Consider the following 25,427-nt stretch of genomic DNA (forward strand, 5'->3'; position numbering starts at 1 on the left):
TTCGGGTGCCTGGTGATCAATGGCCGGCGCCGCGCTCCTCGCGGATCTGCTCGACCACGTGCGTGGCGGTCTTCCGCACCTCCTCGGTCTCCGTGAGGAAGTGCCAGTAGTCGGGGTGCCGGCCCTCCAGCCCGGCGACCGCTCGTTCCAGCCGCTCCACCGCCTGGTCCAGCGGGCGGGCGTGCCGGGGGTCGGGGGTGTTCCGGCCGGCCATCGCCAGCCGCTGGGCGTCCCGGATCGTGAACCTGGTCCGCTCGATCTCCTGCTGCGGATCCTTCGCCACAGCGTTGAGCCGTTCGAGCCGCGCACCCGCGGCCGAGACCGCCTCATCGGTGCTGTTGAGCAGCGACCTGACGGTCGTGAGCAGGGACGTCGCGTCGGGCCAGCGCTGCTCCTCGCGCGCCCTGGTGGCCTCCTTGAGCTTCTCCTCCGCCTGCCGCACGGACACGGCGGCCTGCTCGGGCACATGCTGGAGGTCCTGCCAGCACGGTGCGGTGAAGCGCCGCCGCAGCTCGCTGAGGACCGGGGCGACCGTACCGGCCCGGGTGGTGAGCGCCTGGGCGCGGGTACGGAGCGACACCAGGCGCCGGTCGATCTCGGAGGCCCGCTCCGGCAGCCGCGCGGCCTCGGCCCGTACGGCTTCGGCGTCACGCATCACCTTGTCCGCGCGGTCCAGGGTGCCCTGCACACCGTGCCGGCCTGCGCCCTGGTTGAGCTTGGTCAGCTCGGGCCCGAGATGCGCGAGACGAGTGGCGAGGTCGTCGGCCTTCAGCCCGGATTCCCGTACCGCGTCGAGAGCATTGCTCGCGGACAGGAGCGCCTGCCGCGCGCGCTCCACGGCGGGCGCGAGCCGGGCGAGCTGCGTCTCGGCCTTGCCGAGCAGCGGCCCCAGCCCCTGCCCGAACCGGTCGAGCTCGCCCTTCACACGTACGAGGTCGTCCTTGGCCCGGGTCAGCTCCGTACGCGCCTGGGACAGGGCGGAACTCTCCAGACCGTCCCGGTCGAGGTCATGGGCGTCGACCGCGGTGATGTACGAGGCGCTGACCTCGTCGATCCGCTGCCCCAGCGAGGCGAAGTCCGAGAGCGCCCTGCGGGCCTCCGGCGAGTTGTCCACCGCGGAGATCGTCTCGATCGAGATCCGCAGATCGCGCTGAGCGGTGTCGAGATCGTAGAAGGCGGCGGCGGCGGCGTCCTTCGCGGCCTGCGCGTCGGCCCGCTGGCTCTCACCCCGCCCGCCGAACCATCGCCGTGTGCCCCCACCTGCGAAGGCGGCGGCCAGACCGGCCAGCAACGGCACCGGGAGGGCCATGAGCGTCAGGACATCCCGCACGGCACTCGATCGCGCATACGGCTGCCCGTGTCTTGCCGTCACATCCCTCTCCCGTGCTGGTCCGCCCTGCCCTGGCCATTCTCCCACCAGGCAGGGACGAACACACGGGCCGGTCAGTTCGCGCTTCGAACAATGATCCTTCCGTTGTCACTGCGCGCAGTGACGGAGTGGCGACTGGCGTCGTCCGTGGGCACACCGACCTTGGTACTCCCGTTGCTGCTGTGGGTCACGACCTTGTACGCGAGCCCCGGCTTCTTCGGCAGCGCGATCTCGATCGACCCGTTGTCGCTGACGCTCTGCACCCGGTCGGGAACCGTGGTGAGCGACAGCCGTACCTCGCCGTTGTTGGAGTCCGCTGTGACCTGCCTGGACGAGACGCCCTCGGCGTTGATGGTCCCGTTGTCGCTGTTCAGGTCCAGGGCGCCGCTGGAGTCCCGGACGGTGACCTTGCCGTTGGCCGAGCGGAGCTTCAGAGGGGTGTCGAACCCGGCGGCGGTCACGGACCCGTTGTCGTCCTTCACGATCACGGAGACCCCGCGCGGCACCTTGATCTGGTGCCGCGCCGAACAGTTGCTGATGACGGCGCTGCACTTCAGCTTCAGGCTGAGCGTGTCGTCCCGCATGGACCAGGAGGCCTCGGGCCCGCTCCCCACGAAGACCCACCCGTCGACGCGCCGGGTGACCTGGACGGACTCCACATCGGCGGGCACCAGCTCGACGGCGGAGTCGTCGGTGTGGATGGTCAGCGTCTTCCCGCTGAGGGCGAATGACTTGTGCTCGGCGGGCGCGTCCGAAGGATCAGCGCCGCACCCGGTGAGGGCGACGGAGACAAGAACGGCCCCTCCGGCCGCGACAAGCGTACGAGGACGGAGTGCCACGTAGATCATTCCCCCAGATCGAACCGAACCTGCCGAAGAGCCCCAACGGTACGGACCGCCCCCACCCCCACACGATCCAGCGACCCACCGGACCGGGGGTGGGGTTATCCCCCCGGTCCCATGGGCCGGCGGACTGGTGGGCGGCGCGGGGCGGGCGCCCAGGAGTGTTCCTTGGCTCCTGCAACAGGTTTGCGAGAGGGGGCCCGGGGCCATGTACCCTGTTGCTTCATCCACGGGTGCGTAGCTCAGGGGTAGAGCGCTGCTCTTACAAAGCAGATGTCGGCAGTTCGAAACTGCCCGCGCCCACAGAACAGTCAGATTCCTGACCTGGCCAGGAACCCTCAACAGGGGGTTCTTCGGAAGCCCCGGACTCCTTGTCCGGGGCTTCCTGCGTGAGCGGGCGTGCTGACGATCTTGTTGGAGCGTTGCAGAGGCACCAGTTTCGCCGCGGCCTCCGCCCTCGTTGTCCTCGATCTGCTGAAGTGGGCTTACCGAGTCGAGCTGACCGCCCGGGCCGGCCCGCCCCCGGACCCGCCAACCGAACTCGACCTGTCGTCCTGGCGGTACTGAACGAACCTCGCCCCGCTCTTCTCCGGGAGGGCGGGGCGCATTCGTGCGTCCGGGACCGGTCAGCCCTGCGCCTCACCGAGGGCCTTACGCAGCCAGTCCAACGGCCCCTGGCTGAGCAACTCGTCCGCCAAGAGGCAGGCCGTCTCAGTGACCAGCCGACCGCGACTGTTGTCGATCCACCTCTGCGCGTTCTCGTAGCCCTGCGCCCGGTACTCGATGCCCTGGAGCAGGCACTCCAGCTTGTCGGCATCCCTGGCGCAGACCGCCTCGGCGGTCTCCTTCGCCTCATACTCCCCGACTAGGTCGCGCACCGTCGCGGCCAGCACCTCGGGCATGCCGGCCGTCTGGTCCGCGGTCACCTCCTCCGGATCCGCACCGGAGGAGTACATCTTGCCCAGGTAGTTGACGTCCCCCGTGCGGGACTCCTGAGAGTCGTGCCACACCGCGAGGAACGCCGCGCGCGCCGGATCGGCGCCCTCCAGCTTCGCGATGATCGACGCGATGAGCGACGTGCGCCAGGAGTGATCAGCGACGCTCTCGGGATCACGCACACCGGCCATCCACCACCCTGTACGCCGTGCCTGCTTCAGCGTGCCCGCCTCGTACAGGAAGTGCGCTACCGCGGACAGGTCGTCAGCCACGTCTGATTCCTCTCATGCCTCTGCAAGGCGCATCGCGTATCGAATGCCGTCCAGCTCCCCGCGCGTCCGCGCCGTCAGCTCCTGGATATCCAACATCACCGGCAGCTGTGCGCGCAGGGTGCGCACTGATGTTGATCCGGAGCGCAGCAGGGCGGGCCGGGCGGCGAGCAGCGCCCAGAGGGTGTGGACGTTGAGGTCGAAGAACCCGTGCTCGGGTGTCAGCCCGTGGATCAGGTGCTCCATCAGCTTGTCGCCGTGCCAGGGGCCCGGCTTGGGCGAGCCGATGAAGTCGTCCGAGAGATGAATATGCTGGGACTCTCCGATCCAGTACGCCCAGTAATTCAGGTTGGCGATCTCGCCGGCGTCGTCGTCAGTGAGGGTCGTCTTGATGAAGTGACCCATGCGGTCTCGGTCACCCTGGCGTGCCGCGACGGCGGCTGCGGAGCGGGAGTTGAGCCAGGATGTCAGCCAGTCGCTGGGGCGCTCGGTGCGCTGCTGGTGAGCAAGCCACTCCTGAGTGTCGGCCTCGGTGTCGTATCCGGCGAGATAGAGAGCCTGCCGACGGAGCAGGAAGTCGCCAGGGCCGCGAGCCTGTTCTGCCGTGCTCCGCATTTGAGAGAAGAACCGCTGCCGTTCGCTGGCTGAGAGTTCCGGGCCGGCGGGGACAGGCCCGTGCCGACGGCGGGGCGGCGGGGGCAGGCGTCGGAGAGGCGTCGGCGGCACGTTGTTGAGGGGCCAGGCGAGGACCTCGACAAGGTCGCGCTGCATGACCCATGCGCCGAGGGGGCTCGGGCCGCCCGACGCATTGTCCTCAAGGACACTGGCGAGGAGGACGTCGGCCTCAATGGCCCGCTCAAGGGCGAGGAGGAGGGCCGGGGGCGCGCCGAGCTGCATGAAGCGGTGGCGGTGGACAAGCATCTGACCCACAGGGATCGCGGTGAGCGCCCGTCTCCCCGATTCCCATCCCGCGATGGTGTCGGCCGAGATTACGAACTGGTCTGCGAGCTCGTCCTGGGTGAGGCCGAGCTGTTCGCGGATGAGGCGGAATACGTACCCGGAAACGACCCCGCCGCGGGGGCGCGGGGCGGAACCCCGACTGGCGGTCGGGGTAGTTGGCGGTCTGCTCCGCATGGTGCCCCCGTTGCCCGTGGACCGCGAATAGATACCCGTACCCGCGGTCACTTCAGCCGATGATCTCTACTCCCTACCGTCATGAGTGCAGTAGTGAGCGGGCAACTCAGCGTAGTAGAAGGGGCGTCATCGTGGACACCGGAGCGTCAACATGGGCCCATCGAGGCACTGGCAGCCAGACATCACAGCAGTGGGTGGACATGAGATCTGGACCGGGTCGCATGCAGCCGGTGCTCGACACGAAGGCGGCCTGACGCGAAGAACGTGGCGCTCTCGTGATCTGCGCGAGCTGCGACCAGCAGATCCGGCCCGACGAGCCGTCGCAGGAGTACGAGATCAGCGGGGGCACCGGCGTAGTCGCCGCGGTGCGCCTGCACGTCGTCTGCCCGGTCCGGGTCCCGCCGGTGCGCCGCTACCGCCCATGAACTCCCGCCCCGGCCAGATCTCTTGGCGGAGCCACCGGCCGGGGCGGGTCAGTCCCCACCGGACACACCAGAGGAGATCACCGTGAGCGTACCTCCGAACCCCGGCCCCGACCCGACCCCGATCCCCGTCATCGCCCGCGCGCTCATCGCCGACGCGCAGTTCACCAGCTGCCGCCAGACCATCCTGGACACCAACCCCGACATGTCCCAGGACATGGCCGACCGCATCCTCGAAGAGGCCCTGAAGTTCGTCGCCGCGTGCTCGCGGCGGCCCGGGGTCGGCCTGGCTCCGTCGCGGATCGTGGACGAGGGATGGCACGCCCTGATCCTGCACACCGCTCTGTACGCCGAGCTGTGTGCGGCCCTCGGCGGCGCATTCGTCCACCACTTCCCGGGGTATGACCCGACGAACTACGACTCCCGCATCCTGGAGCGCACCCGCGAGGCCATCGCCGGCCTCGGGTACACGGCCGACTCTGAACTCTGGGGCCCGCCGACTGATGAGCTGCTGGTGTCCGTCGCGGCGAAGTGCCAGCATTCCCCGGACTGCACGATCGTGGTGCAGCCCAAGCCCAAGGGCTGATCGGTAGCCTGCTGGCAGAAGGGAGGCCACATGGACTGGACCGACCCCCGGTACGCCGAGCTGGTGGCAGCGTGGGATGACACGCAGACACCAAACTCGCGAGACCCGGAGCCCCGGCCCGCGCGGGCATTCATCGCATCGCCCGCCCCGGACACCACGCCGGACTGAGCATCGAGCCGCGGCCACTGGCCGGGGCTCTTTCATATCCCTGGGTAGGTCTGTCATCCACGGATGGTGGCTGAGATGTTGCTGCCCCGATTGCCCGGAGCAAGGCTGAGCCCGACGTCACCGAGTCACAGGGAGTGCGGACGGGACCGCGCCGGCCACGGTGGACGTAAGGAGCGGCGCCATGAGGGTCATGCTGAGAGCGCGTATGGACACCCAGATCACGAACGAAGCCGTCAAGAACGGCACGCTGCAGAAGATCATGCAGTCGATGTCGGAACGGCTCAAGCCGGAGGCGGCCTACTTCGGCCCCACCAAGGGCGGACGGGCCTGCACCTTTGTCTTCGACATGCAGGACAGCTCACTGCTGCCCTCCATCGCGGAGCCGCTCTTCCAGGGGCTCGGCGCGGAGATCGAGATCCAGCCGGTGATGAACACCGAAGACATGCTGAAGGGCTTGGCCGCATCGCAGAAGAGCTGACCTCGTCGGCTGCCTGCAAGGCTCGGTCCGGTCTCCGGGCGTGATTCGATCCCTGCCCAGGTCGTAAAGGAGAGGCTGCCGGCCCGCCCGCCCGCCCGCCATAATGGGCCCATGGGAAAGAGCTACGAGCGGATAGACGGCAGGCTGCGTGACTTCATCGAGGCGCAGCACATCTTCTTCACCGCGACGGCGCCGCTGGACGGCGATGGCACCGTCAATCTTTCGCCCAAGGGCCTGAGCGGATCGTTCGCGGTGCTCGATGAAGTCACCGTGGCCTACCTTGACTTCGCCGGTAGCAATGCCGAGACCATTGCCCATCTGCGCGAGAACGGCCGCATCACCTTGATGTGGTGCGCCTTCGACGGTCCACCCAACATCGTGCGCGTGCACGGCCGCGGAGAGCCTGTCTTCCGCGACGACGCACGGTGGCGCGAGCTGATGGGGCACTTCCCGGACATCGACCCGACCCGGCACGGTCTGCGCGCGATCATCGTGGTGACCGCCGAGAAGATCCGCGACACCTGCGGCTACGCCGTCCCGTTCCTGACCTATGACGAGGACCGCCCGCTGCACGGGTCGCGCTTCGCGCGTGAAACGGATGAGTCGCTCGACGCGTACTTCCAGAAGAAGGAGCACATCGCGACCAGCATCGACGGCCTGCCGGGGCTGCCACTGCCCCTGCCGGCGCTGTCGCGTACCGAATAAGACCCCCCGGCGGCACCTGATTAATACCCAGCAGCACCCGGAGCGGTTACGTACGATGCGGCGCATGTCCCTTCCGAGCCGAGAGCTGACCCCCGACGACCTCGAACTCATCGAGTTCGCACGGCAGATCGTCGATACGAACACCGATGGCGAAGACGGCGTCCACACCATGGGCGCGGTCGTGCGCGGGGCGGACGGTGAGATGTACGGCGGTATCAACCTCTACCACTTCACCGGTGGGCCCTGCGCCGAACTCGTCGCGCTCGGGCACGCCCGTGCGTCCGGCGCGCGCGAACTCGTCACCATCGTCGCCGTGGGGAACTGCGGGCGCGGGCCCGTCGGCCCCTGCGGGCGGGACCGGCAGATTCTCTTCGACTACCACCCGGATATCCGCGTCATCCTCCCCACCCCCGACGGCATCAGAAGTGTCCGGATCAAGGACCTGATGCCCCTCGCCGCCGTGTGGAGCCCCGAGGACGGCGTAAGGGCCTTCGAACCGGAACTCTAGGGACGGCCGCCCGGCGTGCCGGTCTGACCGGCTTCCTCGTGCATGGCGTTCCGGCCCGGGCCCGCCGGGCTGAGGCCCGCTGTCCACTTCTCCTCGATGCGGCCGAACTTCCAGATCGCCATGGCCACCAGCCAGGTCACGAAGAACAGCCCGACGATCACGAACCCGACGATGTTCAGATCCAGTCCGCCCACCCAGTCCCAGAAGGCGCCGTGCAGGCCGAGTTTCTGGGTGAGCAGGCCGAGCAGTTCGACTGTCCCGATGATGAACGCGACCGCCACCGAGAGGCCGGTGATCGTGAGGTTGTAGTAGACCTTGCGGACGGGCTTCGAGAACGCCCAGCCGTACGCGAAGTTCATGAACGAGCCGTCGATGGTGTCCAGCAGGCACATGCCGGCCGCGAACAGCACCGGCAGGCAGAGGATCGCGTACCAGGGCAGCCCGGACGCGGCGCCGGAGCCCGCCAGGACGAGCAGGGCGATCTCCGTGGCCGTGTCGAAGCCGAGGCCGAAGAGCAGTCCGAGCGGGTACATCTGCCAGGGCTTGGTGATCGACTTCATCACGCGCCCCAGAAGCCGGTTCATCAGGCCCCGGTTGTTCAGGTGCTCCTCCAGGGCGGCCTCGTCGAAGTCGCCCGAGCGCATCTTCCGGAAGACCTTCCAGATCCCCACCAGGATGAGGACGTTGATGCCTGCGATCAGATAGAGGAAGAACCCGGAGACGGTCGTGCCGATCAGGCTGGTGACGTTGTGCAGCTGAGAGTTGTCGTCGCGCACCGGGCCCGCGAGGGCCTTCACTCCGAGGGACAGCAGGAACGCCAGGACGAACACGACGCTGGAGTGCCCGAGCGAGAACCAGAAGCCCACTGACAAAGGGCGCTGCTTCTCGTTCATCAGCTTGCGGGTGGTGTTGTCGATCGCCGCGATGTGGTCCGCGTCGAAGGCGTGCCGCATCCCCAGGGTGTACGCGGTGACACCGATCCCGATGCCGAACGACTTCGTACCGAGGCTGTAGTGCTCGGGGGCCACGATCGTCACCAGCGTGAGCCACCCGACGACGTGCAGCGCCACGATGAACGCGCCCATGCCGCCCAGCCGGGTCCACTCCTGGCGTGTCATCGACATCTGCAGACGCCGGCGTCGCGTGGGGGTCGGGAGTGGTGCGGTGGACGTGGTGCTCATGGGTGCTTGCTGCCTTCCGGTTCGATAAGCCGTAGACAGCCAATTGCAAATTGGTCGCAATAGCAACCAAGGCGCAGTAAAGGCAGGTCAGGGTGGGTCTCGGCGTCCGGCCGTCCGCGGCGTCCGGCCGTCCGCGGCGTCCGGCCGTCCGCGGCGTCCGGCCGTCGGAGTGTCCAGTCGTCCGGGCCCCGGGTGCCTCGTTGTCCCGGCGCTGCTACCGCGCCGTGCCCCGGGTCCCGCTGACGGCGCCGTTGTCCCGGTACCGGAGCAGCAGCATGGCCGCGTCGTCCTGGAGCGGGCCCGCCGTGTGCTGCACCAGGTCCTTGCGCAGGCACTCCAGCGCACGCTCCGGATCATCGTCCCTCAGAAGCTGGTGCCGCTCTCCCAGGGGGTAGAAGGTCCCGTCGTGGTCCCGGGCCTCGGTCACGCCGTCGGTATAGAGGAGCAGCTGGTCGCCGGGGCCGAAGGCGACCCGGAAGGGCTGCGGCCCGTCGGTCCCGTGGACGCCGAGGCCCAGCGGGAGCGCGTACTCGGCCGGCTCGGGGAAGTGCGCGGAGCCGTCCGCCCGTACGAGGAGGGGCGGCGGATGCCCGTAGTTGAGGAACACCGCGCCCCCGTCCGGGCTGATCTCCGCGATCAGCGCCGTCACGAACTTCTCGCCCTGGAGCGCCCGGTCCACGGACCGTTCGACGCGGGCTCCGACCCCCGCCAGGTCCGGCTCGTCGTGCGCGGCCTCCCGGAAGGCGCCGAGCACGACTGCCGCGGTCTCGACGGCCTCCAGCCCCTTGCCCTGTACGTCCCCGACGATCACGCGTACCCCGTCCGGGGCGGCGACCACCTCGTACAGATCCCCGCCGATGTGCGCCTCCGCCACGGCCGATGTGTACGAGACGGCGGCGCGCAGATGGCCCGCTCTGTGCGGCACCGGGCGGAGCAGCACCCGCTGGGCGACCTCGGCGATGGAGCGCACGCTGGCCAGCTCCGCCTCGCGGCGCTGGCGCATGACCGCGGCCGCGACCCCGGCGATGGTCACGCCGAGCACCGACGACATCGCGGTGTATCCGCGCCTGGCGTGGAACGCCCCGTCGTGCCAGGCGAGTGAGTAGCAGAGCACGAGGGCCAGCATCCCGATGGCGGCCGTGCGCCGCCAGCCGCCGATCAGCCCGGCAAACGCCGGCCCGAGAGAGATCAGCGGCAGGAATCCGACACTCGAACCCGCAGAGATGTCCACTCCCGCGACCACGGCCATCACCGCGAACGGCAGGACGGACAGCGACAGGACCGACAGCGAGGCGAACGCGGGACTCTTCTCCTCTGGCACAGGGTTCTCCGGTGGTGTGGCGGGCGATTCGCGGACGGGCGGTGGCTCCTCGGCCCTCCATGGCCGTCAGACGGACATCTGTGCGGTTGCGTTGCACGTGAGAGCACGTATGCGGGTTCCCGAACACGTTCCAGGACGCGTTCTCGGGCGCCTCCAGGGTGCGTTCCCGGATGCCCACCCTAGGTGTTTAGCCTATGTAAAGGTTTCCCTTGCCAAGTATCGGAGTCACATCGACGTTATGGAATCGAGGCCGGCTGCACGGACCGGCCGGACACCGGGGGAGGGCCGGGCCGGAGCTGACGCCGAATCCCGCCGGCCGATGCCCGTACATGAACCCGGACCGGCCCCCGCCGGGCCCCGCCCGAACCCGCCTGCGAAACCGAACACCCCCATGGGGCAGTCTCTGTTGACGTGTACTCACTCCCGAATCAGAGCCAACAGAGCTCCCCCGACGGCCACATGATCGTCTGTGGTGACGACGGCCTGGCCCACCGGCTCGCCGCCGAGCTGCGCGGTGTGTACCGGGAGACGGTGACCCTCGTCGTACCGCCCGCCGGAGCGGCGGGTGTCCCGGCGCACACCCAACTCACCCCGGTCGGCCGGGCCTCCGCCCTCTTCGGGCGGATGTCGCGCGTCGTCGCGGGCCCGCCGTCCGGCGACCGGGACGCGGTGGCTGACCGGCTGCTCGAATCGTCCGGCCTGGACGACGAGGTGCTGCTGCGCGCCGGAGTGGAAGAGGCGTCGGCGCTGGCGCTCGTCCACCAGGACGACGAGGCGAATATCCGGGCCGCGCTCGCCGCCAGGCGGCTCAACCCCCGGCTGCGGCTGGTGATCCGGCTCTACAACCGCAAGCTCGGCCAGCATCTGGAGGAACTGCTCGACCAGGCAGCCGCCGTCAGCGCGCCGGACATGGACCGGGAGGAGGCCGACGCCACTACGACCGTACTGTCGGACGCCGACACCGCGGCCCCCTCCCTCGCGGCGACCGCCGTTGCCGGTACGAGCAAGGTCGTCCAGGCCGACGGACTGCTGCTGCGCGCCGTGGAGCGGCCGCCGGCCGCCCGGTACGGGCCGGCCACCGACCCCTGCCTGTGCACCCTGGCGCTGCTCTCGTCGACCAACGGTGATCCGGGAGGAGCCGACGGTTCGGACAGCAGCGGCGAGGCGGGACCCCAGCTCCTCCCCGACGAGGCGTCCGTCCGCGCGGCGTCCGGGCGGGGCACGGTCGTCCTCGAGGCGGTCTCGTACCAGGGCCCCGACCTCTCTCCGAGCAGACTGGCCGGCCGCGGCGCGCCCCTCAGGCAGGTTTTCTCGCGTCGGCTGCGCTGGTCCCTCTTCGGGATCTTCGCCTCGGTGTTCGGCCTGGCCGTCGCCTCCTGGCTGACCACGGACGAGCCGCCGGTGCACGCCGCGTATCTGACGATCCTCGACATCTTCGCGATAGACGATCCCGCGATTGGCCAGCCCACCAGCCGCCAGGTGCTCCAGATGCTGTCCGGGCTGACCGGGCTGTTGCTGCTGCCGGTGCTGGTCGCGGCCGTACTGGAAGGGCTCGGTACGTTCCGCACCGCCGCCGCGCTGCGCCGCCCGCCGCGCGGGCTCTCCGGGCACGTCGTCCTGCTCGGGCTCGGCAAGATCGGCTCACGGGTGCTGGCCCGGCTGCGGGAGCTGGACATCCCCGTCGTGTGCGTGGAGGCCGACCCGGAGGCGCGCGGGGTCGCCCTGGCGCGGCGGCTGCGGGTGCCGATCGTGATCGGCGACGTGACCACGGAGGGCGTGCTGGAGGCCGCCAAGATCGAACGGGCCCGCGCGCTGCTCGCGCTCACCAGCGCCGACATCACCAACCTGGAGGCGGCGCTGTACGCCCGCACAGTGAAGCCCGACCTCCGGGTGGCGATGCGGCTCTTCGACGACGCGTTCGCCTACGCCGTCTTCCGTACGCTGCGTGCGGCCCACCCGCAGGCGGTCACCCGGAGCCGGAGCGTCTCCACGCTGGCCGCGCCCGCCTTCGCCGCGGCGATGATGGGCCGCCAGATCCTCGGTGCCATGCCGGTCGAGCGCCAGGTGCTGCTGTTCGCGGCGGTGGATGTCGCGGGCCACCCCCTGCTGGAGGGCCGCACCCTCGGCGAGGTCTTCCGGGAGGGTGCCTGGCGGATCCTCGCGCTCGATCTCGCGGACCCGGACGAGCGCCGCGCCGATCTGTCCGTGCCCCGCTCCTCGGACGGGGAGAGCCGCAAGGCCGAGCTGGTCTGGAACCTGCCGCAGAGCTATGTCCTGCGCCCCCAGGACCGGGTTGTCATCGCGGGGACCCGGCAGGGTCTGGGCGATCTGCTGGGCAGGAGGCAGCCCCGCGTCGTGGCGGAGCCGTAGGGGCGGGGCGGGTCGGCGCTCCCCGGCATCGGCTCCGGCCCTCCGCTTCACCCGGATGGCCGCGCTCCGCTGGTTGCGCGGTGGGCGCTCACGGAGGCTCGGAGCTGTCACCGGGAGGGCAGCGGCATCGGGTCCACGGCATCGGGTCCACCAGGGCCGGAACACCTCACCGGACTGTGGCGGACGCGTGAATCCGAGGGTTCCCACGGCCGCCTCCGCGCTCCCGCGCGCCTGTGCGCGGCCGAGAGGAGTCCGAAGTGACCGACCAAGCCGACGGCTCCAGTCAGGCCGACCGCCCCGACCGCCCCGACCGCCCCGACCGCCCCGACCGCCCCGACCGCCCCGACCGCCCCGACCGCCCCGACCGTCCTGATCACGAAGGCCACCCCGACCAACCCGGCCCCTCAGGCACCGCCGGTCCCGCCGACCAGGCCGAGCCCGCCGCGCCCCCCGGACCCGCCGTACCCCCCGCCCCCTCCGATCTCACGGAGCTGGCAGCCGAGGCATACATCTACGGATATCCGCTGGTCTTCGACCTGTCGATGGTCCAGGCCGCCCTGCACGAGGGGTTCGGTTCGCTGCCGTCCGCCTCCTTCAATGAGTTCGCCCACTCCTCGCGGCTCGCCACCCCCGACGCGCACTTCGTGTCCGTGAACAACGACACGGTGTACTCGATCGCGCAGCTCGACCTCTCCGGCGGCCCGCTGCGGCTGCACGTACCCGACACGCTCGGCGCGTACTACGTGCTGCAGTTCATCGACGCGTGGAGCAACAACTTCGCCTACGTGGGCCGCCGTGCGACCGGCACGGGTGAGACCAAGTGGCTGATCGTGCCGCCCGGCTGGGCCGGTGAGACCCCCGAGGGGATGACCGGGGTGATCGACGCGCCGACCACGATCGTCTCGATCGCCGGCCGCTTCGCCTGCGCGGGCCCCGCGGACCTGCCGCGTGTGCACGGGCTGCAGCAGCGGCTCACCCTGAAGGTCCTCGAGGAATTCATGCACCACACCTGGCTGCCTGCCACCGACCCCGATGTGCCGGAACCGCTGCACTTCTTCGAGAAGCTGCGGGTCTGGATGGCGGCCTTCCCGCCGTCGGCCGATGACCGTGCCTACCAGGACCGCTTCCAGCCGCTGCAGCTGCTGGAGGAGGGGCCATCGCCGTACGTCCACCCCGCTCCCGAGCTCCTGCACGCGCTCACCGAAGGGCTGAAGCGCGGAGCGGCGCGGGTCGAGAAGGCGAGCCGGACGGGGGTGGACGGCACCCGTGCCCCCGGTGCCTGGGAGATGAACCCGCACCTCTTCGACTACAACCTCGACTGGTTCGGGGTGGGTACCCATGACTCCCCGGAGTGGCGCATCGAGGACCGGACGGCGTCGTATCTGACCAGGGCGGTCGCCGCGCGGGTCGGTCTGTGGGGCAACCACGGCTACGAAGCGGTGTACGCGCACACCTTCGAAGACGCGGACGGCCACTGGCTCAACGGCTCCAGAAAATACACCCTGCGCTTCGAAACTCCGCCGCCCGTACGGTCGTTCTGGTCCGTGACCATGTACGACTCGCCGGACTACTACCTCGTGGCCAACCCCGCGGACCGCTACTCCATCGGCGACCGCACGCCAGGTCTCGTGTACGGCGACGACGGGTCGCTGACGCTGCACATCCAGAAGGACCGCCCCACCGACCCGGCGGAGGCGGCCAACTGGCTGCCCGCGCCGGAGGGCGACTTCCGGCCGATGCTCCGCCTCTACACGCCGGAGCAGTCCGTCCTGGACGGGAGTTACGAGATCCCGCGCATCACTCCGAAACGGGAGCCGGGGGCTGCCTGAGCCCTGCTGCCTGACCCCCCGGCCGGGCGCACTCCGGGTCATGCGCGGCAACCCGATCGCCGGATCCGTGCCCGGGACGGCCGGTCCGCGTCAGACTGGAAGTATGTGCCGCAGTATCAAGACTCTCCGTCCGCCCGTCCTCCCCGGGGAAGCGACCGAGGAGGACATCAGGGCCGCAGCGCTTCAGTACGTACGGAAGGTCTCCGGCTTCCGGGCCCCCGCCGCGCACAACCGCGCGGTGTTCGACCGGGCCGTCGACGAGATCGCCCGCGCGACGCAGACACTGCTCGCCGACCTGGAGGTGCGGGGGAGCGGGTCGGGAACACCGAAGGGGGCCGCGCAGACCCGGGGGTGAGGGCCAGGCGGGGCCCCGGGCCGGGGTTACGAGACCGGTGCCGCCACCGGCGCGGGACGCCGTATCAGCAGTGCTGCCACCGAGCCCGCGCCGAACAGCGCGAAGAGCGAGACCGCCGTACCCAGCCAGCTCGTGCCCAGCCACTGGCCGCCGAAGTATCCGAGGCCCACGCTGTAACCCGCCCAGGCCACGCCCGCCAGGGCCGACCAGGGCAGGAACTCCTTCGCCCTGCGGTGCGCGGCGCCCGCGCCCAGCGAGACGATCGAACGGCCCGCCGGTGCGAAGCGGGCTATCACGACGAGCAGACCGCCGCCACGCGCCAGCGCCGTGCCGAGGCGTTCCTGTGCGCTGGTGAGACGCCGTGAGCGGGCGATGGCCCGGTCGAGGCGTTCGCCTCCGCGCCAGGCCAGCCGGTACGCGATCAGGTCGCCCACGATCGAGGCGGCCGCGGCGCAGGCAGTGAGGACCAGCAAGTCCGGGACGTTGTGCGGGACTTCACCGGCCACCGTGGTCGAACCGGCGGCGGCGCCGGTGGCCGCCGTGATCACCAGGACCCCGCTGGGGAGCAGCGGTACGAAGACGTCGAGGACGACGGAGAGCGCGACCACGGCATAGATCCATGGACTGTCGGTCAACGACCGCACACTCTCCAGCACCGGACTCCCCGTTCATGAAGGCGCCGCGGTGTCGCAGGGGAGCGGCAGGTGCGGCTGTACAGCCATACAGCGTACGCGGGGAGGGTCCGCGTCCATTCGCCGGGGCCGGTGATGTTCGAAAGCTCCCGTTCACCCGTACGGCTGCTCCCGTACGGGGGTTTGGCCGCGCTGCGGCCAGGCTGGGCCGTACAGCTGCGGAACAGTGGCGAACGAGCAACCCGGGCGAACGAGTCGACGAGCAATCGGCCCTCGACATCGGGCATCGGACATCGGGCAAACGAGCACAAGGAGCGGACGATGGTGGTGGCAGGGGTACTGGCCGGAGCGGCGGCGCTGGCGATGCTGACGGGCGGCGGGGCGGCTCCCGCGGGGAGCACCGCGGCGGGGAGCGCTCCGGCGCGTCACGCCTCAGGGGGGAGCGCGCCTGCGGCCGGCACCGATACTCACGCGGGCGTGTACTGGCAGCGCGTCCACGCCCGGTTCGCGCCGCCCACCGCCTTCATTCAGTCGTCCGCGGTGACGTACGACTTGAAGCTGGTGCCCGCGGCCTCCGGGATCGATGTCGAGCAGTTCACGGACCCCTCGGGCACCCGGGTGACGGCGCGGCTGGCGGGGCTGGAGTCCGGGCACGCGTTCGGTATGCGGGTGCACACCCGGCCCTGCGGCAGTACCCCCGGCGCTGCGGGCCCGCGGTATGCGCGCAGCGCGGACGGCCGGAAGCCGGGCCCCGACGACGAGGTGCGGCTGGATTTCACGACAGACGCGAAGGGTGCGGCCACGGTTACCGCGCGGCGTAGCTGGAACTTCCGGCCCGGCGGCGCCGGATCGGTGGTGATCGACGGGGCACGGGGCGGCGCGGCGAACCCCGTCGCCTGTTTCACGGTGCCGTTCGGACCGCTGGGAGGCCCCACCGCGTAAGGCCCCGCACGCCAGGCCCCGCCACGTGAGGCCCCGCACGCGGGGCCCCGACACGAGAGAGGCCGGGCGGGGCGGGGCGTGCGGATCAGGCCGTCACCGGGGCCGGTTCGGTGGCGCGCCGGCGGGAGGCGAGCACGGCGTCCAGCGCCAGTGCGCCGGGCCCGGTGAACACGAGCAGCAGGAAGGCCCAGCAGAACATCGCCGAGGGCTCGCCGCCGTTCTGGATCGGCCACAGGGAGTTGGGCTGGTGCACATGGAAGTACGCGAAGGCCATCGCACCCGATGCGACGAACGCGGCCGGACGCGTCAGCAGTCCCGCCAGCACCAGCACGCCGCCGACGAGTTCGATGACGGACGCGTATCCGTCGGGCCAAGTGCCCGCCGACACCGTGCCGCCGCCCGGCGCGCCGCCGAGTACACCGAAGAGAGAAGCGGCGCCGTGGCAGGCGAACAGCAGGCCGACCACGGCGCGGAAGAGAGCCAGGACGTACGGGCGTGCCAGATCGGTCTGCCGGCCGAGCGAGGACACAGCCGTGGATATCGCTGATGGCATGACGGTGGAACTCCTTCGGTGGGGGACGGAGCAGCCTTAGATTAGGTATGCCTGACTAGAACTTGCAAGTTCAACATTTAGTCAGGTTGCTCGATCCCCGCCCGGCCTGTGCCCGATTCCCCGCCCGCCCTCGTCGAGTGCTCGCCCGGCCCTCGCCCGGCCGGTATCCGCTCAGCAGGCGCTCAGCAGCCGTTCAGTACCCCTTGGAGTGCCGTCTTCTCCGCCGAGTCGACCGTGAGCTTGTAGTAGTGCTTCACCTCCACCCAGGCCCGGACGTAGGTGCACTTGTAGGCGGCGCGCGGAGGCAGCCACTCGGCCGGGTCCTTGTCACCCTTGGACTGGTTGACGTTGTCCGTCACCGCGATGAGCTGTGGCCGGGTCAGGTCGTTGGCGTACGCCTGCCGCTGTGCGGTGGTCCAGCTGCTGGCGCCCGAGCGCCAGGCCTCGGCGAGCGGGACCATGTGGTCGATGTCCACGTCGGACGACGCGGTCCAGGTCGCGCCGTCGTACTCGGAGTACCAACTGCCGCTGGTGGCGGCGCAGGTGGAGCTCTGGACGACGTTCGTGCCGTCGCGCTTGAGCACGACTTCGCGGGTGTCGCAGGCGCCGGACTGGGTGATCCAGTGTGGGAACTTGTCCCGGCTGTAGCCGTCGGACGACCCTTCGGCTGCGACGGTGAGGGAGCTGAGATAGGTCCGTGCGGTGGCCGCGCTCACCGGGGTGGGCAGGGCGGCCTGGGCGGAGGGGGCGGTGACGAGGCCGGCGAGGGTGATTCCGGCGGTCGCGGTGAGTACCGCTATTCGACGCGCGTAGACACTTGAGACACCTGAGGCACCTGACATGCGAACTCCCGTGGGGTGGAGGGGCTTTGCCGGTCCGGCTCGGCCATCGTGGTGGCGCCGGATTGCCGTGGGGTGGGCGCCAGGTAACAGCCTGGCGACATGTGCACGTCACATCAAGAGGGCTGCCGATGTTTGACGGCCCGGCAGATTTCCCGCACAGCCGTACGGTTGGCGCCCGCCGCCTCTGTCCGGGCCGCCTCCGGGGTCGTACTCGGGCTACTTCCGCTGGTCGCGGCCTCGGCGGACGCCTGTGCCCGGCTCGCTCCCGTCGGCGGGGTGGGTGCTGCGGGGAGGTGTGCGGCGGTTCCGGTGCCGGTTGTCGCACTTTTGGCCGGTCTGGTCACCCGATCGGGGCTTTTGTCCGTGATGTGTGGCTGCTGATGAAACTGGGGCGGGGGAGCGGGCTGCTGTGCCGGTGCACTGCTGCGGTTGCGCGGGTGCCGTATCGTGTACGGAGCAGAAGGGGAGTAGCTCTTCGCCGGAACGTCGACATACTGCCGAACCTCGGTTCGGCCGGCGCCCGGAGGCGGATCTTCTTTGGAGACCAGCCAGCGAGACCTTCGGCAGCAGTGTCCTGTTGACCCTGCCGTGCCGAAGCGACCCCTTTTCTCTCCGAGTCAGGTCCTCCCGGTGCGGTCAGCCCGAACCGATTGAGGAAAACAACCCGTGTTCAGCTTTACGATCCTGGCGATCACCTTCGGCGTGGTCTTTCTCGCCGAACTTCCCGACAAGACCGCTCTCGCCGGCCTGATGCTGGGCACCCGCTACCGGGCCTCGTACGTCTTCGTGGGCGTCGCGGCGGCCTTCGCCGTCCATGTCGCACTCGCCATCGCCGCGGGCAGTGTGCTGACCCTGATTCCGCACCGGCTGCTGCAGGCGATCGTCGGCGCGCTCTTCCTCGCGGGCGCGGCGATGCTGCTCTTCAAGAAGGACGAGGAGGAGGAAGAGGTGAAGCCCCCCGCCGACCAGTCCTTCTGGAAGGTGGCCGGGGCCGGATTCATGCTGATTCTCGTCGCCGAGTTCGGTGACCTGACCCAGATCATGACGGCCAACCTGGCGGCCCGCTACGACAGCCCGGTCTCGGTGGGCGTCGGCGCGGTGCTGGCGCTCTGGGCGGTGGGCGGTCTGGGGATCCTCGGCGGCCGCAAGCTGATGAAGCACGTACCGCTGCGGCTGATCACGAAGATCGCCGCCGCGCTGATGCTGGCGCTGGCTGGATTCAGCCTGTACGAGGCCATCGCGGGCTGAGGTCCGGGTGGACGGGAGAGCCGGCGGAGGCGTTGCTCCGGCGTCACCCCGCGGCGTCTGCGAGGGGCCCTGCCGCTTCCCCGATGGCGTGGATCGCCTCGGTGAGCAGCGGGCGCGGCATGGCGAGGTTGAACCGCAGGTGAACGGCGCCGACGGCGCCGAAGGCAGAGCCATCCAGAAGTACTACCTGCGCGACCACGAGACCGGGCGGGTGGGCGGCATCTACCTGTTCGAGACCAAGGAAGCAGCCGAGGCGTACGTCAACGGCCCGATCGTCGCGAGCGTCGGTGACCGGTTCAACGTCGACGGCGACGTCGACATCGAAGTACTCAAGGTGCAGCTGACCCTCGACGAGGCGTGAGCGGGACGCGGTGGCACCTCCGCCTGGGGGCGCCACCGCGTCACGCCCCATGTTCCGACGTACGGGAGAAGTCCGGCCGTCCGGCAACCCGTCAGTCCGCCACGTGGACCCGCGCGGTGCCGTCGTCCGCCCGCTCGACGCGGATCCGTGTGAGGTCGGGTACCTGCGCGGTCGGCCGGTGCGCGATGGCGCGCGGGCCCACGCCGACGACCTGCATGCCTGCCGCCCTGCAGGCGGCGATCCCCGCCTCCGAGTCCTCGAAGGCGAGACACTCGCCGGGGGCGAAGCCCAGTTCGGCGGCGCCCTTGAGGAAGCCCTCAGGGTCCGGCTTGCTGGCGCCGACGCTTTCCGCGGTGACCCGGATCTCGGGCATCGGCAGCCCGGCGGCCCTCATCCTGGCCCGCGCGAGCGCCGCGTCGGCCGAGGTGACCAGGGCGTGCGGCAGGCCCGCCAGGGACGCCAGGAAGGCCGGCGCGCCGGGGATCGGGACGACGCCTTCGGTGTCGGCGGTCTCCAGGGCGAGCATCGCGCGGTTGTCGGCGTAGTTCTCCTCGACGGGGCGGTCCGGGAGCAGGACGGCCATCGTCGCGTACCCCTGGCGGCCGTGCACCACCTTGAGTGCCTCGTGCGGGTCCAGGCCGTGGGCGACGGCCCAGCGGTGCCAGATGCGCTCGACCACGGCGTCCGAGTTCACCAGCGTCCCGTCCATGTCGAGGAGTACGCCCTTGAACACACCCAGGAGTCGTTCGTTGCTCAAGGCATCCACCCTCGTCGTCTTCGTCTGCTCGTCGTCCGGCCGTGATTCTTTGTTCCATCATGATACAAAATGGGCGGATGCTTCACCTGCTGGGGTGCGGGGGGAGGCTCCGGCCGTGACGGCCCTGTCTGGTCGCTCTCCATCGACCACCTCGGCTTCGCCACCTCGATGACCATCCTCGCGGGCTTCCTGGTGCTCGGCGCGGTCGTCTCGGTGGCCTGGGCGCCGGAGACCTCGGGTATGGCCCTCGATTGGTCCCTCCCGGCCGGCGGAGCGGGAGTGGCAGTGAAGACAAGGCGGTCCCGCCCGCCGGTCAGGGAGTACGGGCGGAACCACTTTGTTTCGCCAGAGTACAAAACAGGGTGTGCTGTGCGCCAGCCGTTACGGCGTCCTTTTCCCACCCCGGCCCTCTTGAACTCGCGGCGACTATTCCGCAGCACCAGGATGGGAGGCATGGCTCAGGAAACCCCGGCACCCCCGGCGGCGCCGGTGGCGGCCGACGGGCAGCCCCAGCGGTCCGTCCTCGTGGCGATCGGCGCCCTGCTGCTCGGAATGCTCCTCGCCGCCCTCGACCAGACGATCGTCTCCACCGCGCTTCCCACGATCGTCAGCGACCTCGGCGGTATGGAGCATCTGTCCTGGGTGGTCACGGCGTACATGCTGGCCTCGACCGCCGCCACACCGCTCTGGGGCAAGCTCGGCGACCAGTACGGCCGCAAGAAGCTCTTCCAGACGGCCATCGTCATCTTCCTCATCGGCTCCGCCCTCTGCGGCATCGCGCAGAACATGCCGCAGCTCATCGGCTTCCGCGCGCTCCAGGGCCTCGGCGGCGGTGGTCTGATGGTGCTGTCGATGGCGATCGTCGGCGACATCGTCCCGCCCCGCGAACGCGGCAAGTACCAGGGACTGTTCGGCGCCGTCTTCGGCGCGACGAGCGTTCTGGGCCCGCTGCTCGGCGGGCTGTTCACCGAACACCTCAGCTGGCGCTGGGTGTTCTACATCAACCTGCCCATCGGTCTGATCGCGCTCGGTGTCATCGCCGCCGTGCTGCACATCCCGGTCCGCTCGACGAAGCACACCATCGACTACCTCGGTACGTTCCTCATCGCGTCCGTGGCCACCTGTCTGGTGCTCGTCGCCTCGCTCGGCGGCTCCACCTGGGCCTGGGCGTCGGCGCCGATCATCGGCCTCGCGGTGCTGGCCGTCGTGCTGCTCGCCGCGTTCGTGTACGTCGAACGGGGCGCCGCCGAACCCGTACTGCCCCTGAAGCTCTTCCGTATCAGGACCTTCGTGCTCTGCTCGGTCATCAGCTTCATCGTCGGTTTCTCGATGTTCGGCGCGATGACCTACCTGCCGACCTTCCTCCAGGTCGTCCAGGGCGTCTCGCCGACCCTGTCCGGCGTGCACATGCTGCCGATGGTCTTCGGCCTGCTGCTCTCCTCGACCGCGTCCGGCCAGATCGTCAGCCGCACCGGCCGCTGGAAGGTCTTCCCGATCGCCGGGACGGGCATCACCGCGATCGGGCTCGCGCTGCTCCACCGGCTGACCGAGCACAGCTCCACCTGGTCGATGAGCGTCAGTTTCTTCGTGTTCGGCCTGGGACTCGGCCTGGTCATGCAGGTCCTGGTCCTCGTCGTGCAGAACGCCGTGAGCTACCAGGACCTCGGCGTCGCCACCTCGGGCGCGACCTTCTTCCGCTCCATCGGCGCGTCCTTCGGCGTGGCCATCTTCGGCACCATCTTCACCACCCGGCTGCACGGAAAACTCAGCGACGCCCTGGCCGGCCGCCCGCTGCCGCCCGGCGTGAGCGCCGGTAGCCTGCAGGCCGACCCGCGCGCCATCGCCGCACTCCCGCCGCAGCTGCGGCCACGGGTGCTGCACGCGTACGCCTCGTCCATCACCGACGTGTTCCTGTACGCGGTCCCGGTGGTGCTCCTCGCCTTCGTCGTCTCCTGGTTCCTCAAGGAGGACAAGCTGCGCGGCTCGGTCACCACCCCGGAAATCAGCGAGACGCTCGCGTCCAACCCGGTCCAGCGCTCGTCGTACGACGAGGTCATGCGGGCCCTCTCGGTGCTCGGCAGCCGGGAGGGGCGCCGCGAGATCTACGAGACGATCACCGCCAAGGCCGGCTACGACCTGCTCCCCGCCACGAGCTGGCTGCTGCTGCGCATCAAACGCCACGGCCTGGTCGAGCCGGGCCAGCTGGCCGAGACCGCGCCGGTCCCGCTGCGGGCCATCACCGAGGCGGCCCGGCAGGCCGAGGAGCGCGGCCTCGCCGTACGCGAAGGGGTCCAGCTCGCGCTGACCGACGCGGGCGTGAACGTCGCGGCCCGGCTCTCCAAGGCCCGCGAGGAGTCCCTCGCCGAGCTGCTCGGCGACTGGTGGGGCCCCGAACGGCCCACCGACCTGGTCGTCCTGGTCGAGGAGCTGAACGCGGAACTGTGCGGCTCCGACGCCGAATGGCCGCGTGAGCACGAGCAGCGGACGGTGTGACGCCCGGGGTCCGGTGGGCCTACAGGCCCTTCCCGTACCAGATCTCCATGTACGGGCCGGTCGTGTACGCCGGTATCTCCCGGTAGCCCTGGCGTACGTAGAGCCCGCGCGCCTCGACGAGATCCAGGCGGGTGTTCAGCACCATCCTCGTCGCTCCGAGCCGCCGTGCCGCGTCCTCCAGCGTGCCGAGCAGGATCTTGCCGCCGCCGGTGCCGCGCTGTCCGGGGCGTGTGTAGATCCGGGTGAGCTCGGCCGTCGCCGGGTCGAGCAGCAGCACCCCACCGCACGAAGCGGGCTTGCCCTCGTGCCGCCCGACCAGGAACTCCCCGGTGGGGAAAGCCAGCTGCTCGACACCGTCGACGGCCAGTCCGTCATCGATCTCCTGCTCGGTGGCGGGCCGCCGCCAGTAACGGCTGGCCACCTCGTCGTAATAGGAGCGGCGCAGCGCGTACGCGTCGGGGGTGTCGAAGGGCTCGGGGGCCACGATCCAGGTCACCGGAGCCATGGTGACGGCGGCGCCGTCGTTTGGCACTCGGATTCCGGGACACCCGAACGGCGTACGAACAACCGCCCCGTCCGCGAGGAGGAAGGTACTCATGTCAACAGTCCTGATCGTCGCAGTGATCGTGGTGTTCGTCGCCCTTGTCGCCGCCTTTCTGTACTTCGGGCCCGGCAGGGGAGCGCGCCGCGGCAGCCTGAGACGACGCTTCGGCCCCGAGTACGACCGGGTGCTGGCCCGCCATGACGGAGACACCGGGGCCGCGGAGGCGGAGCTCGCAGAGCGGGTGAGGCGCCATGGCTCGCTGAAGACCCGTCCGCTGACCGCCGAAACGCGTGAACGGTATGTGTCCCGGTGGGCCGGCCTCCAGGAGCAGTTCGTCGACTCGCCGCAGCAGGCGGTCGCCGAGGCCGGGCGGCTCGTCGGCGCACTCGCCCAGGAGCGGGGATTCCCGGCTCCCGAGGACCGCGAGAACCATGCGGACGCCCTGTCGGTGCACCACCCGTACCACGTCAACGGCTACCGCGCGCTGCACAGTTCGGTGGAGGCCGGCGCGGGCACCGAGGATCTCAGGGCCGCACTCCTCGAAGCGCGCGGGCTCTTCGGTGAGCTGGTGTCCACGAAGGAGCACGGTCCCGAACGCAGGACCGAGCCGGTCCGCCACCGCCACCGCCAGAAGGTGTTGCCGATGGGGCACCGGGTGAAGGGAGAGGGTGCGTAATGGCGTACGAACAGGAGCGAATGGAAGCGGCGCCGGGGCAGGCCCGGGCCGAGCGCGCCGGGCGAGCGGGGACCGTGTCCGATCCGACGGCGGGCGTCCAGGACCCGGTGGTCGGGGAGGCCCCCGACGCGGACGGCAACGCCCCCGTCGCCGGCGCCGGTCAGGGCCTGCGTGGTCCCGGTGTACGTGTCCCTGACGTACGCGGCGACGGCTTCGAGGCAGGCACGGCCGGCGGGCACGGGATGGCGGCGCCGGTGCCGGACTCCGTCGCGGAATCGGGCGCGGACCCCGCAGCGGACGTACGGGGGACCGGGTACGAGACCGAGGAGGCGGGCCGGCACACGACCGCGCACTCCACCGGCGCATCCATCGGCCGCGGCGGGTCGTTCGCCGAATCGCGCACGGCCGGCCCGCGTACCACCGCCCGGACCGCTGCGGTCCCGGCCGACGCGGGACTCGTGACCGCCGGTGAACGTGAGCAGCTGGAGCGCCGTCTGCAGGGAGCCGTCAGCAGCTTTGTCGACGCCCCGAGGGAGGCGGTCGAACAGGCCGACCGGGTCCTCGGCGAGACGATCACCACGGTGACCGCCCTCCTCACCGAGCGCTCCAACAGTCTGCGGCTGTCCTGGCACGGCAAGGACGGTGGGAAGCACGGGGAGGCGGAGACGGAAGAGCTGCGGCTCGCGCTCCGCACCTACCGTGAGGTGACGGAGCGCCTGCTGACGCTCTGATCAGCCGTTCTTCGGGGCGGCCTGCTGGACGACCTCGAAGGACCACAGGGACGAGCCGGAGGCGGCGGGCTTGGGGCGCTCGCCGCCTTCCGCGCTGCCGGCGTGGGCGCCGCGCATGGAGGTCGCCATCCACTTCTCGAAGTCGGCCTCGGTCGCCCAGCGGGTGTAGACGAGGTACTGGTCGGTCCCCTCGACCGGACGCAGCAGCTCGAACCACTCGAAGCCGTCGGAGTTCTCCACGGACCCCGCGCGGGAGGCGAACCGCTTCTCCAGCACCTCGCGCTGCTCGTCGGGCACGGTCAGGACATTGATCTTCACGATGCTCATATCGCCCATCCTGCCGTACCCGCCGCTCACCGGTGCCGGGTGGGTCAGGCGACCACCCGCGCCAGGACGAAGCCGTCGTAGCCCTTGCTGCCGACCGTCTGGAGCGCGGTCGCGCTGAGCTTGGGGTGCCCGGCCATCATCTCGATCATCGCCCGGGTGCCCCGGACCCGGGGGTCAGTGCTCGCCGGGTCGACGACCGCGCCGTCGCGCACCACGTTGTCCCCGATGATCACGCTGCCCGGCCGGGTCAGCTTCAGGGCCCACTCCAGGTAGTGCGGGTTGTTCGGCTTGTCGGCGTCGATGAAGACCAGGTCGAAGGGGCCGGCGTCCTCGGCTGCCAGCAGCGGCAGGGTGTCGAGGGCCGCTCCCGTCCTGACCTCGGCGACGGAACCGAGCCCGGCCCGCGCCAGATTGGCGCGGGCCACGTCGGCGGCCGCCGGGTCCGCCTCCAGTGAGACGAGACGGCCGTCGGACGGGAGCGCCCTGGCCAGCCAGATGGTGCTGTAGCCGCCGAGCGTGCCGATTTCGAGGACAGTGCGCGCGCCCTGGATGCGGGCCAGCAGATGCAGCAGCTTGCCCTGGTTCGGGGCGACGTTCATCGGGATCAGACCGGCGGCGTCGCTGGAGGCCAGGGTGGCCTCCAGGACGTCGTCGGCCGGGACCAGATGGTCGGTGAAGTACCGGTCGACCTCGGTCCACCGGACCTGAGCCTGGTCTTGGGCCCGGGCGGCCAGGGCATGTTGCTGGGCCTGGTGCTGGGTCTCGGGCATGGATTCCATCGATTCCTCCCACGGGGCCGCGGAAACGCGAGTTCCGCATGTGAGTTCCCTCTGGGAACTTGCCCCGAA

At 70.2% G+C, this 25,427-nt stretch carries 27 protein-coding genes and 1 tRNA gene; 15 read left to right on the forward strand and 13 right to left on the reverse strand.

Annotated features, from left to right (window positions below; genetic code table 11):
- Positions 1 to 16: 16 nt before the first annotated feature.
- Both OG452_RS25525 and OG452_RS25530 read right to left on the reverse strand, forming a co-directional pair.
- Positions 17 to 1,372 carry a hypothetical protein gene (locus tag OG452_RS25525; protein ID WP_327297903.1) on the reverse strand — a complete coding sequence of 452 codons (1,356 nt, stop codon included), beginning with the start codon at positions 1,370 to 1,372 and terminating at the stop codon, positions 17 to 19.
- 71 nt (positions 1,373 to 1,443) lie between these two features.
- Positions 1,444 to 2,217 carry a DUF4097 family beta strand repeat-containing protein gene (locus OG452_RS25530; RefSeq protein WP_327297904.1) on the reverse strand — a complete coding sequence of 258 codons (774 nt, stop codon included), beginning with the start codon at positions 2,215 to 2,217 and terminating at the stop codon, positions 1,444 to 1,446.
- 225 nt (positions 2,218 to 2,442) lie between these two features.
- On the opposite strand from OG452_RS25530, the gene OG452_RS25535 reads away from it, so the two are divergent.
- A tRNA-Val gene (locus OG452_RS25535) sits at positions 2,443 to 2,514 on the forward strand.
- Between the two features lie 323 nt (positions 2,515 to 2,837).
- Here OG452_RS25535 and OG452_RS25540 read toward each other — a convergent pair.
- Both OG452_RS25540 and OG452_RS25545 read right to left on the reverse strand, forming a co-directional pair.
- Positions 2,838 to 3,419, reverse strand: coding sequence for an HD domain-containing protein (locus tag OG452_RS25540; RefSeq protein ID WP_327297905.1), 582 nt, complete (start codon positions 3,417 to 3,419; stop codon positions 2,838 to 2,840).
- Positions 3,420 to 3,431: 12 nt separating this feature from the next.
- Positions 3,432 to 4,550, reverse strand: a complete 1,119-nt coding sequence (locus tag OG452_RS25545; RefSeq protein ID WP_327297906.1) for a helix-turn-helix domain-containing protein — start codon at positions 4,548 to 4,550, stop codon at positions 3,432 to 3,434.
- A gap of 275 nt (positions 4,551 to 4,825) precedes the next feature.
- On the opposite strand from OG452_RS25545, the gene OG452_RS25550 reads away from it, so the two are divergent.
- The 5 genes from OG452_RS25550 to OG452_RS25570 all read left to right on the forward strand — a co-directional run bounded on the left by OG452_RS25550 (position 4,826) and on the right by OG452_RS25570 (position 7,417).
- Positions 4,826 to 4,975, forward strand: a complete 150-nt coding sequence (locus OG452_RS25550) for a hypothetical protein (RefSeq protein ID WP_327297907.1) — start codon at positions 4,826 to 4,828, stop codon at positions 4,973 to 4,975.
- 82 nt (positions 4,976 to 5,057) lie between these two features.
- Positions 5,058 to 5,558 carry a glycine-rich domain-containing protein gene (locus OG452_RS25555; RefSeq protein ID WP_327297908.1) on the forward strand — a complete coding sequence of 167 codons (501 nt, stop codon included), beginning with the start codon at positions 5,058 to 5,060 and terminating at the stop codon, positions 5,556 to 5,558.
- A 349-nt stretch (positions 5,559 to 5,907) separates the two neighbouring features.
- On the forward strand, positions 5,908 to 6,204 hold the full coding sequence (locus OG452_RS25560) for a DUF3303 domain-containing protein (protein ID WP_327297909.1): 297 nt from the start codon (positions 5,908 to 5,910) through the stop codon (positions 6,202 to 6,204).
- Positions 6,205 to 6,315: 111 nt separating this feature from the next.
- Positions 6,316 to 6,909 carry a pyridoxamine 5'-phosphate oxidase family protein gene (locus tag OG452_RS25565; protein ID WP_327297910.1) on the forward strand — a complete coding sequence of 198 codons (594 nt, stop codon included), beginning with the start codon at positions 6,316 to 6,318 and terminating at the stop codon, positions 6,907 to 6,909.
- Positions 6,910 to 6,973: 64 nt separating this feature from the next.
- Positions 6,974 to 7,417: a cytidine deaminase family protein gene (locus tag OG452_RS25570; protein WP_327297911.1), complete on the forward strand. Its 444-nt coding sequence runs from the start codon at positions 6,974 to 6,976 to the stop codon at positions 7,415 to 7,417.
- Here OG452_RS25570 and OG452_RS25575 read toward each other — a convergent pair.
- Together OG452_RS25575 and OG452_RS25580 are read right to left on the reverse strand one after the other, a co-directional pair.
- Positions 7,414 to 8,535, reverse strand: coding sequence for a HoxN/HupN/NixA family nickel/cobalt transporter (locus tag OG452_RS25575; protein WP_442810168.1), 1,122 nt, complete (start codon positions 8,533 to 8,535; stop codon positions 7,414 to 7,416). The genes OG452_RS25570 and OG452_RS25575 overlap by 4 nt on opposite strands.
- 277 nt (positions 8,536 to 8,812) lie before the next feature.
- A complete protein-coding gene (locus OG452_RS25580) occupies positions 8,813 to 9,847 on the reverse strand; it encodes a PP2C family protein-serine/threonine phosphatase (RefSeq protein ID WP_327299773.1) in 1,035 nt (344 codons plus the stop codon).
- A gap of 531 nt (positions 9,848 to 10,378) precedes the next feature.
- Between OG452_RS25580 and OG452_RS25585 the strand changes: the two genes are divergently transcribed.
- The 3 genes from OG452_RS25585 (at position 10,379) to OG452_RS25595 (ending at position 14,473) form a co-directional block, all read left to right on the forward strand.
- Entirely contained in the window at positions 10,379 to 12,289 is a 1,911-nt protein-coding gene (locus tag OG452_RS25585) for an NAD-binding protein (RefSeq protein WP_327297913.1), read from the forward strand.
- A 257-nt stretch (positions 12,290 to 12,546) separates the two neighbouring features.
- Positions 12,547 to 14,118, forward strand: coding sequence for a DUF1254 domain-containing protein (locus tag OG452_RS25590; RefSeq protein WP_327297914.1), 1,572 nt, complete (start codon positions 12,547 to 12,549; stop codon positions 14,116 to 14,118).
- Positions 14,119 to 14,221: 103 nt separating this feature from the next.
- Positions 14,222 to 14,473, forward strand: a complete 252-nt coding sequence (locus OG452_RS25595; protein WP_327297915.1) for a DUF2277 domain-containing protein — start codon at positions 14,222 to 14,224, stop codon at positions 14,471 to 14,473.
- Positions 14,474 to 14,499: 26 nt separating this feature from the next.
- Here the strand turns inward: OG452_RS25595 and OG452_RS25600 are convergent, their stop codons facing one another.
- Entirely contained in the window at positions 14,500 to 15,129 is a 630-nt protein-coding gene (locus tag OG452_RS25600) for a DedA family protein (protein ID WP_327297916.1), read from the reverse strand.
- 297 nt (positions 15,130 to 15,426) lie between these two features.
- Between OG452_RS25600 and OG452_RS25605 the strand changes: the two genes are divergently transcribed.
- On the forward strand, positions 15,427 to 16,047 hold the full coding sequence (locus OG452_RS25605; RefSeq protein WP_327297917.1) for a superoxide dismutase family protein: 621 nt from the start codon (positions 15,427 to 15,429) through the stop codon (positions 16,045 to 16,047).
- 85 nt (positions 16,048 to 16,132) lie between these two features.
- Here OG452_RS25605 and OG452_RS25610 read toward each other — a convergent pair whose 3' ends face one another.
- Both OG452_RS25610 and OG452_RS25615 read right to left on the reverse strand, forming a co-directional pair.
- Positions 16,133 to 16,600 carry a DoxX family protein gene (locus tag OG452_RS25610; RefSeq protein WP_327297918.1) on the reverse strand — a complete coding sequence of 156 codons (468 nt, stop codon included), beginning with the start codon at positions 16,598 to 16,600 and terminating at the stop codon, positions 16,133 to 16,135.
- A 182-nt stretch (positions 16,601 to 16,782) separates the two neighbouring features.
- Positions 16,783 to 17,442 carry an HNH endonuclease family protein gene (locus tag OG452_RS25615; RefSeq protein ID WP_327297919.1) on the reverse strand — a complete coding sequence of 220 codons (660 nt, stop codon included), beginning with the start codon at positions 17,440 to 17,442 and terminating at the stop codon, positions 16,783 to 16,785.
- Positions 17,443 to 18,108: 666 nt separating this feature from the next.
- On the opposite strand from OG452_RS25615, the gene OG452_RS25620 reads away from it, so the two are divergent.
- Positions 18,109 to 18,690 carry a TMEM165/GDT1 family protein gene (locus OG452_RS25620; protein ID WP_327297920.1) on the forward strand — a complete coding sequence of 194 codons (582 nt, stop codon included), beginning with the start codon at positions 18,109 to 18,111 and terminating at the stop codon, positions 18,688 to 18,690.
- Positions 18,691 to 18,778: 88 nt separating this feature from the next.
- Entirely contained in the window at positions 18,779 to 19,051 is a 273-nt protein-coding gene (locus OG452_RS25625) for a YdhR family protein (RefSeq protein WP_327297921.1), read from the forward strand.
- Positions 19,052 to 19,142: 91 nt separating this feature from the next.
- On the opposite strand, the gene OG452_RS25630 is transcribed toward OG452_RS25625, so the two are convergent.
- Positions 19,143 to 19,808, reverse strand: coding sequence for an HAD-IA family hydrolase (locus OG452_RS25630; RefSeq protein WP_327297922.1), 666 nt, complete (start codon positions 19,806 to 19,808; stop codon positions 19,143 to 19,145).
- A gap of 453 nt (positions 19,809 to 20,261) precedes the next feature.
- Here OG452_RS25630 and OG452_RS25635 point away from each other — a divergent pair, with 453 nt between their 5' ends.
- Positions 20,262 to 22,301, forward strand: coding sequence for an MFS transporter (locus OG452_RS25635; RefSeq protein WP_327297923.1), 2,040 nt, complete (start codon positions 20,262 to 20,264; stop codon positions 22,299 to 22,301).
- Positions 22,302 to 22,320: 19 nt separating this feature from the next.
- Here the strand turns inward: OG452_RS25635 and OG452_RS25640 are convergent, their stop codons facing one another.
- Entirely contained in the window at positions 22,321 to 22,806 is a 486-nt protein-coding gene (locus OG452_RS25640) for a GNAT family N-acetyltransferase (RefSeq protein WP_327299774.1), read from the reverse strand.
- A 91-nt stretch (positions 22,807 to 22,897) separates the two neighbouring features.
- Between OG452_RS25640 and OG452_RS25645 the strand changes: the two genes are divergently transcribed.
- Positions 22,898 to 23,521, forward strand: a complete 624-nt coding sequence (locus OG452_RS25645; protein WP_327297924.1) for a hypothetical protein — start codon at positions 22,898 to 22,900, stop codon at positions 23,519 to 23,521.
- Positions 23,521 to 24,252 (forward strand): hypothetical protein, encoded by a 732-nt coding sequence (locus tag OG452_RS25650; RefSeq protein WP_327297925.1) that lies wholly within the window; start codon positions 23,521 to 23,523, stop codon positions 24,250 to 24,252. Before OG452_RS25645 ends, OG452_RS25650 begins: the two co-directional genes overlap by 1 nt.
- Here the strand turns inward: OG452_RS25650 and OG452_RS25655 are convergent, their stop codons facing one another.
- Entirely contained in the window at positions 24,253 to 24,579 is a 327-nt protein-coding gene (locus OG452_RS25655) for an antibiotic biosynthesis monooxygenase family protein (protein WP_327297926.1), read from the reverse strand.
- A 44-nt stretch (positions 24,580 to 24,623) separates the two neighbouring features.
- Positions 24,624 to 25,349 carry an O-methyltransferase gene (locus OG452_RS25660; RefSeq protein ID WP_327299775.1) on the reverse strand — a complete coding sequence of 242 codons (726 nt, stop codon included), beginning with the start codon at positions 25,347 to 25,349 and terminating at the stop codon, positions 24,624 to 24,626.
- Positions 25,350 to 25,427 lie beyond the last annotated feature (78 nt).

The organism is Streptomyces sp. NBC_01197 (genome assembly GCF_036010505.1).
GTDB lineage: Bacteria > Actinomycetota > Actinomycetes > Streptomycetales > Streptomycetaceae > Streptomyces.

Coding starts and splice junctions, on each gene's coding strand:
- OG452_RS25530 (WP_327297904.1), bottom strand. CDS start 2,217: ATGATCTACGTGGCACTCCGTCCTCGTACGCTTGTCGCGGCCGGAGGG.
- OG452_RS25545 (WP_327297906.1), bottom strand. CDS start 4,550: ATGCGGAGCAGACCGCCAACTACCCCGACCGCCAGTCGGGGTTCCGCC.
- OG452_RS25560 (WP_327297909.1), top strand. CDS start 5,908: ATGAGGGTCATGCTGAGAGCGCGTATGGACACCCAGATCACGAACGAA.
- OG452_RS25565 (WP_327297910.1), top strand. CDS start 6,316: ATGGGAAAGAGCTACGAGCGGATAGACGGCAGGCTGCGTGACTTCATC.
- OG452_RS25570 (WP_327297911.1), top strand. CDS start 6,974: ATGTCCCTTCCGAGCCGAGAGCTGACCCCCGACGACCTCGAACTCATC.
- OG452_RS25575 (WP_442810168.1), bottom strand. CDS start 8,535: ATGACACGCCAGGAGTGGACCCGGCTGGGCGGCATGGGCGCGTTCATC.
- OG452_RS25580 (WP_327299773.1), bottom strand. CDS start 9,847: ATGGCCGTGGTCGCGGGAGTGGACATCTCTGCGGGTTCGAGTGTCGGA.
- OG452_RS25585 (WP_327297913.1), top strand. CDS start 10,379: ATGATCGTCTGTGGTGACGACGGCCTGGCCCACCGGCTCGCCGCCGAG.
- OG452_RS25595 (WP_327297915.1), top strand. CDS start 14,222: ATGTGCCGCAGTATCAAGACTCTCCGTCCGCCCGTCCTCCCCGGGGAA.
- OG452_RS25605 (WP_327297917.1), top strand. CDS start 15,427: ATGGTGGTGGCAGGGGTACTGGCCGGAGCGGCGGCGCTGGCGATGCTG.
- OG452_RS25610 (WP_327297918.1), bottom strand. CDS start 16,600: ATGCCATCAGCGATATCCACGGCTGTGTCCTCGCTCGGCCGGCAGACC.
- OG452_RS25615 (WP_327297919.1), bottom strand. CDS start 17,442: ATGTCAGGTGCCTCAGGTGTCTCAAGTGTCTACGCGCGTCGAATAGCG.
- OG452_RS25635 (WP_327297923.1), top strand. CDS start 20,262: ATGGCTCAGGAAACCCCGGCACCCCCGGCGGCGCCGGTGGCGGCCGAC.
- OG452_RS25640 (WP_327299774.1), bottom strand. CDS start 22,806: ATGGCTCCGGTGACCTGGATCGTGGCCCCCGAGCCCTTCGACACCCCC.
- OG452_RS25645 (WP_327297924.1), top strand. CDS start 22,898: ATGTCAACAGTCCTGATCGTCGCAGTGATCGTGGTGTTCGTCGCCCTT.
- OG452_RS25650 (WP_327297925.1), top strand. CDS start 23,521: ATGGCGTACGAACAGGAGCGAATGGAAGCGGCGCCGGGGCAGGCCCGG.
- OG452_RS25655 (WP_327297926.1), bottom strand. CDS start 24,579: ATGAGCATCGTGAAGATCAATGTCCTGACCGTGCCCGACGAGCAGCGC.
- OG452_RS25660 (WP_327299775.1), bottom strand. CDS start 25,349: ATGCCCGAGACCCAGCACCAGGCCCAGCAACATGCCCTGGCCGCCCGG.